Origin of the sequence: Enterobacter sp. CM29 (genome assembly GCF_013179605.1) — a bacterium.
In the GTDB taxonomy this organism is placed as follows: domain Bacteria; phylum Pseudomonadota; class Gammaproteobacteria; order Enterobacterales; family Enterobacteriaceae; genus Enterobacter; species Enterobacter intestinihominis.
On the sequence record NZ_JABMCU010000238.1, the window covers coordinates 1 to 5,806 of the forward strand.

The following is a 5,806-nucleotide window of genomic DNA, read 5'->3' on the forward strand; positions in this document are numbered from 1 at the left end:
GCTGGGGGCGGGCATCCAGCGCCTGCGCGAGCTGAACCAGTCTCTGCAAGCCGAGCTGGCGCGCAATCGCCGTCTGGCGGAGCGTCTGCTGGAGACGGAAGAGAGCGTGCGCCAGGAGGTTGCCCGCGAGCTGCACGATGACATCGGCCAGACCATCACCGCCATCCGCACCCAGGCGGGCATTGTCCAGCGCCTGGCGGCAGAAAACGCGGGTGTGAAGCAGGGCGGGGCGCATATCGAACAGCTTTCGCTGGGTGTCTATGACTCCGTTCGCCGCCTGTTAGGGCGGCTGCGCCCGCGCCAGCTTGACGATCTGTCCCTGGAGCAGGCGGTGCGTTCCCTGATGCGCGAGATGGAGCTGGAAAGCCGCGGGATAGTCAGCCATCTCGACTGGCGCATCAATGAAGCTACCCTGAGCGAAGGTCAGCGCGTGACGCTGTTCCGCGTCTGTCAGGAGGGGCTGAACAACATCGTCAAACACGCCAGTGCCCGCGCGGTCACGATCCAGGGCTGGCAGCAGGACGAGCGCCTGATGCTGGTGATTGAAGACGACGGCTGCGGCCTGCCGCCGGGATCCGGCCAACAGGGCTTTGGCCTGGCGGGCATGCGCGAGCGCGTGAAGGCGCTGGGCGGCACGCTGACGATCTCCTGCACCCACGGGACGCGCGTCAGCGTCAGTTTGCCGTTAAGGACGTACCATGTTTAAAACCCCGGCCAGCGCCGCCCCGCTAGGCAACAAAGCGGAAATCGACGCCCGCTATCGCTACTGGCGACGTCATATCCTGGTCACTATCTGGCTCGGCTACGCGCTGTTCTACTTCACCCGCAAAAGCTTCAACGCCGCCGCGCCGGAGATCCTCGCCAGCGGCGTGATGGCGCGCACCGACATCGGCCTGCTGGCGACGCTGTTTTACATCACCTACGGTCTGTCGAAGTTCTTCTCCGGCATCGTCAGCGACCGCTCCAATGCGCGCTATTTCATGGGCGTTGGGCTGATCGCCACCGGCGTGGTGAACATCCTGTTTGGCTTCTCCACCTCGCTCTGGGCCTTCGCCCTGCTGTGGGCGCTGAACGCCTTCTTCCAGGGCTGGGGCGCGCCGGTCTGCGCCCGCCTGCTGACCGCCTGGTACTCACGCAACGAGCGCGGCGGCTGGTGGGCGATATGGAATACCGCGCATAACGTCGGCGGGGCGCTGATCCCGATGGTGGTGGGGGCTGCCGCGCTGCACTACGGCTGGCGTGCGGGGATGATGATTGCCGGTGGCCTCGCGATTGTCGCCGGGCTGTTCCTCTGCTGGCGCCTGCGCGACAGGCCGCAAACCGTCGGCCTTCCACCGGTGGGCGACTGGCGGCACGACGAGATGGAGATCGCCCAGCAGCAGGAGGGGGCCGGGTTGTCCCGCCAGCAGATCCTCACCAAATACGTGCTGAAAAACCCCTACATTTGGCTGCTGTCGCTCTGCTACGTGCTGGTCTACGTGGTGCGCGCGGCCATCAACGACTGGGGCAACCTGTACATGTCCGAGACGCTCGGTGTGGATCTGGTGACCGCCAACTCGGCAGTGACCATGTTTGAACTGGGCGGGTTTATTGGCGCGCTGGTGGCGGGCTGGGGCTCGGACAAGCTCTTCAACGGCAACCGCGGGCCGATGAACCTGATTTTCGCCGCCGGAATTTTGCTCTCCGTCGGCTCGCTGTGGCTGATGCCGTTCGCCAGCTACGTGATGCAGGCGGCGTGCTTCTTCACCATCGGTTTTTTCGTCTTTGGCCCGCAGATGCTGATCGGCATGGCGGCGGCAGAGTGCTCCCACAAAGAGGCGGCAGGCGCGGCGACGGGCTTTGTCGGGCTGTTTGCCTACCTCGGCGCATCGCTCTCCGGCTGGCCGCTGGCGCGGGTGATCGACATCTGGCACTGGAGCGGGTTCTTCGCGGTGATCGCCATCGCGGCGGGCATCTCCGCCCTGCTGTTGCTGCCGTTTTTGCACGCGCAGGCACCGCGCGAAGCGTGACGCCCCTCACCTTTTGCTGTCGAGTCGCGCAAAACTAAGAAATTTTCCCGGTTTCACCTGGACGCTGTCTCAGGCATCTCTCCTGGCTGGTTTTTACAATGCTGCAAAAATCAGCTCAGGAGTAACTCAGTCATGCTGGCCTTCTTAAATCAGGTGCGCAAGCCGACCCTGGATCTGCCGCTCGACGTGCGGCGCAAAATGTGGTTCAAACCGTTCATGCAGTCCTATCTGGTGGTCTTCATCGGCTACCTGACTATGTACCTGATCCGCAAAAACTTTAACATCGCGCAGAACGACATGATCTCCACCTACGGGCTGAGCATGACGCAGTTGGGGATGATTGGCCTGGGCTTCTCCATCACCTATGGCGTGGGGAAAACTGTCGTTTCCTACTATGCGGACGGCAAAAACACCAAGCAGTTCCTGCCGTTTATGCTGATCCTCTCTGCCATCTGTATGCTCGGCTTCAGCGCCAGCATGGGCGCGGGCTCCGTCAGCCTGTTCCTGATGATCGCCTTTTACGCCCTGAGCGGTTTCTTCCAGAGCACCGGCGGGTCATGCAGCTACTCCACCATCACCAAATGGACCCCGCGCCGCAAGCGTGGTTCGTACCTCGGCATGTGGAACATCTCCCACAACCTCGGCGGAGCGGGTGCGGCTGGCGTGGCGCTGTTCGGCGCGAACTACCTGTTCGACGGTCACGTCATCGGCATGTTTATCTTCCCGTCGATTATTGCCCTGATTGTTGGTTTTATCGGCCTGCGCTACGGCAGCGATTCCCCGGAGTCGTACGGCCTCGGCAAAGCCGAAGAGCTGTTCGGGGAAGAGATCAGCGAAGAGGACAAAGAGACCGAAGAAAACGAGATGTCCAAATGGCAGATCTTTGTTGAGTACGTGCTGAAAAACAAAGTGATTTGGCTGCTCTGTTTCTCGAACATCTTCCTGTACGTGGTGCGCATTGGTATCGACCAGTGGTCCACCGTGTATGCCTTCCAGGAGCTGAAGCTTTCTAAAGAAGTGGCGATTCAGGGCTTCACCCTGTTTGAAGTGGGCGCGCTGGTCGGCACGCTGCTGTGGGGATGGCTCTCCGACCTCGCCAATGGCCGCCGCGCGCTGGTGGCCTGCGTCGCGCTGGCGCTGATTATCGCCACCCTTGGCGTCTACCAGCACGCCAGCAACCAGTACATTTACCTGGCGTCCCTGTTCGCGCTCGGCTTCCTGGTGTTTGGTCCGCAATTACTGATCGGTGTGGCGGCAGTGGGCTTCGTCCCGAAAAAAGCGATCGGCGCCGCCGATGGGATTAAGGGCACCTTCGCCTACCTGATCGGCGACAGCTTCGCCAAGCTGGGCCTGGGGATGATCGCCGACGGCACGCCGATTTTCGGCCTTACCGGCTGGGCGGGCACCTTCGCCGCGCTGGATGCCGCCGCGATTGGCTGTATCGTCCTGATGGCGATGGTTGCGGTGCTGGAAGAGCGTAAGATCCGCCGTGAGAATCGTGCGCAGAAATTAAAAGTAGCCTGAGTGTGCAGGTAACTTCTTTGCCCGGTGTGTGATGCCGGGCTTTTTTATTTTGCACGGCCTACCTTTACTCCGCTTTACACACTCGCTCCTCTCTATGCTCTACAGTGTTTTTGCTGCCGCCTTTCGTGCAGCCTTAGCCCTTTTGCTAACGGAGAGCTTGCATGTTAACCCGACGATTATCCTGCCTTGCGCTGCTGATGGCGCTGGCGTCCCCCGCAATGGCCGCGGATGCCCCCACCTACGGCGAGAAGCTGGAAGGTTTTGACTACGGCTGGCCGGTAAAACACTTTACCTTTACCTCGCAGAACCAGCCTCTGGATATGGCTTACCTGGACGTGAAACCGGAAAAACCCAACGGCCGCACCGTGGTGCTGATGCACGGCAAAAACTTCTGTGCTGGCACCTGGGACGGCACTATCCGCGCGCTGTCGGCCGGTGGGTATCGCGTGATCGCCCCTGACCAGATTGGTTTTTGTAAATCCACCAAGCCGGAGCATTACCAGTACACCTTCCAGCAGCTGGCGGATAACACCCACGCGCTGCTGAAAACGCTGGGCGTCGAGCGCGTGACGGTTATAGGACATTCGACCGGCGGCATGCTGGCAACCCGCTATGCGTTGATGTGGCCGCAGCAGGTGGAGCAGCTGGTGATGGTGAACCCGATTGGTCTGGAAGACTGGAAAGCGCGCGGCGTGCCGCATATTACGGTCGACCAGTGGTACCAGCGCGAGCTGAAAGTTAGCGCCGACGGTATTCGTCAGTACGAGAAAAACACCTACTACGCCGGGGAGTGGAAACCGGAGTACGAGCGCTGGGTCACTATGCTCGCCGGGCTGAACAACGGGCCGGGCAAAGCTCGCGTGGCGTGGAACTCGGCGCTGCTCTACGACATGATTTATACCCAGCCGGTTGTCTATGAATTTAGCGAGCTGAAGATGCCGGTATTATTGATGATCGGCACTAAGGACAATACCGCCATCGGGAAAGATCTCGCCCCACCGGAGATCCGCAAGACGCTCGGCAATTACGCGGTGCTGGGCAAAGAGACGGCGAAGCGCATTCCGCACGCGACGCTGGTCGAGTTTAACGACATGGGCCACGCGCCGCAGATGCAGGATCCTGAACGTTTCCACGACGCGCTGCTGAAAGGGCTTCAGGCGCGCTGAAGGGTCTCCAGCAACAGCCCGCGCAGCCACGCCTGCGCGGGATTGCTTTCATCGCAATTATCCAGCTTTTTTCGGTTCACTATTCTGGCCGTTCCCGCTGTTGACGCGCTGCGTTTCCCGCTATGATGGGCGGCTAGTCTAAGGAGAACGCATGGTCTGGATAATGCTGGCAACGCTTGCCGTGGTATTTGTGGTTGGATTTCGTGTCCTGACCTCAGACTCCCGCCGCGCCATCAAACGTTTAAGCGAGCGGCTGGGCATCACCCCGATGCCAGTCGAGTCGATGATCGATCAGTTCGGTAAAACGCCGGGCAATGAGTTTATCCGCTACCTTGAGCGCCCCGACGAGGCACATCTGCAAAATGCGGCGCAGGTGCTGCTCATCTGGCAGGTCTGCATTGTCGACGGCAGTGAAGAGAATTTGCATACCTGGCACCGTATGCTGCGTAAAGCCCGCCTTGCCGCACCCATTACCGATGCGCAAATTCGACTGGCACTTGGCTTTATGCGCGAAATGGAGCCCGATCCGCAGGAGCTGAACGCCTTCCAGCTGCGCTATAACCAGCTATTTCTGCCGGAAGAAGGTGTGTTTTATCTGCACTGATCCCCTCTAAAACCACAAAAGTTGTCAAATCGTTAAATCCGTCACACTTTTGATGATAAACTGCGCGACTTTTCCGCACGTTTTTATCTCAGGTGATGCCATGACAGAACATATCCAGCCCACGACTCCGCCGCAGGCCAAAGAGGTGTCTCGCCCCAACTGGTCGGCGGTTTTCTCCGTGGCATTTTGCGTCGCCTGCCTGATCACCGTTGAGTTTCTGCCGGTCAGCCTGCTGACGCCGATGGCGCAGGATCTGGGCATTTCCGAAGGCGTGGCGGGGCAGTCCGTTACCGTCACCGCCTTTGTGGCGATGTTCGCCAGCCTGTTTATCACCCAGGCGATTGGCACCATTGACCGTCGCAAGGTGGTTATTCTGTTCAGCGTGCTGCTGACGCTCTCCTGCCTGCTGGTCTCTTTCGCTGAAAGCTTCACCCTGCTGCTGCTGGGTCGCGCCTGCCTGGGGCTGGGGTTAGGCGGCTTCTGGGCGATGTCGGCCTCGCTGA

6 protein-coding genes are annotated in these 5,806 nt (G+C 60.3%); all 6 read left to right on the top strand.

Annotated elements, in window-relative coordinates:
- On the top strand, window positions 1-706 hold a 706-nt coding region (locus HP459_RS20655; RefSeq protein ID WP_253939664.1), incomplete at its 5' end, for a histidine kinase.
- Complete coding sequence (locus tag HP459_RS20660; RefSeq protein ID WP_032626671.1) at window positions 699-2,009, top strand: MFS transporter; 1,311 nt, start codon at window positions 699-701, stop codon at window positions 2,007-2,009. The genes HP459_RS20655 and HP459_RS20660, both read left to right, overlap by 8 nt.
- Before the next feature lie 132 nt (window positions 2,010-2,141).
- On the top strand, window positions 2,142-3,533 hold the full coding sequence (uhpT, locus tag HP459_RS20665; protein WP_023298970.1) for a hexose-6-phosphate:phosphate antiporter: 1,392 nt from the start codon (window positions 2,142-2,144) through the stop codon (window positions 3,531-3,533).
- Between the two features lie 161 nt (window positions 3,534-3,694).
- A complete protein-coding gene (locus HP459_RS20670) occupies window positions 3,695-4,699 on the top strand; it encodes an alpha/beta fold hydrolase (RefSeq protein WP_023298971.1) in 1,005 nt (334 codons plus the stop codon).
- Window positions 4,700-4,850: 151 nt separating this feature from the next.
- Window positions 4,851-5,303 carry a DUF1198 domain-containing protein gene (locus HP459_RS20675; protein ID WP_014830062.1) on the top strand — a complete coding sequence of 151 codons (453 nt, stop codon included), beginning with the start codon at window positions 4,851-4,853 and terminating at the stop codon, window positions 5,301-5,303.
- A 100-nt stretch (window positions 5,304-5,403) separates the two neighbouring features.
- Window positions 5,404-5,806: MFS transporter (locus HP459_RS20680; protein WP_171936756.1), on the top strand; the 403-nt coding region annotated here is incomplete at its 3' end.

Coding starts and splice junctions, on each gene's coding strand:
- HP459_RS20675 (WP_014830062.1), top strand. CDS start 4,851: ATGGTCTGGATAATGCTGGCAACGCTTGCCGTGGTATTTGTGGTTGGA.
- HP459_RS20670 (WP_023298971.1), top strand. CDS start 3,695: ATGTTAACCCGACGATTATCCTGCCTTGCGCTGCTGATGGCGCTGGCG.
- uhpT (WP_023298970.1), top strand. CDS start 2,142: ATGCTGGCCTTCTTAAATCAGGTGCGCAAGCCGACCCTGGATCTGCCG.
- HP459_RS20660 (WP_032626671.1), top strand. CDS start 699: ATGTTTAAAACCCCGGCCAGCGCCGCCCCGCTAGGCAACAAAGCGGAA.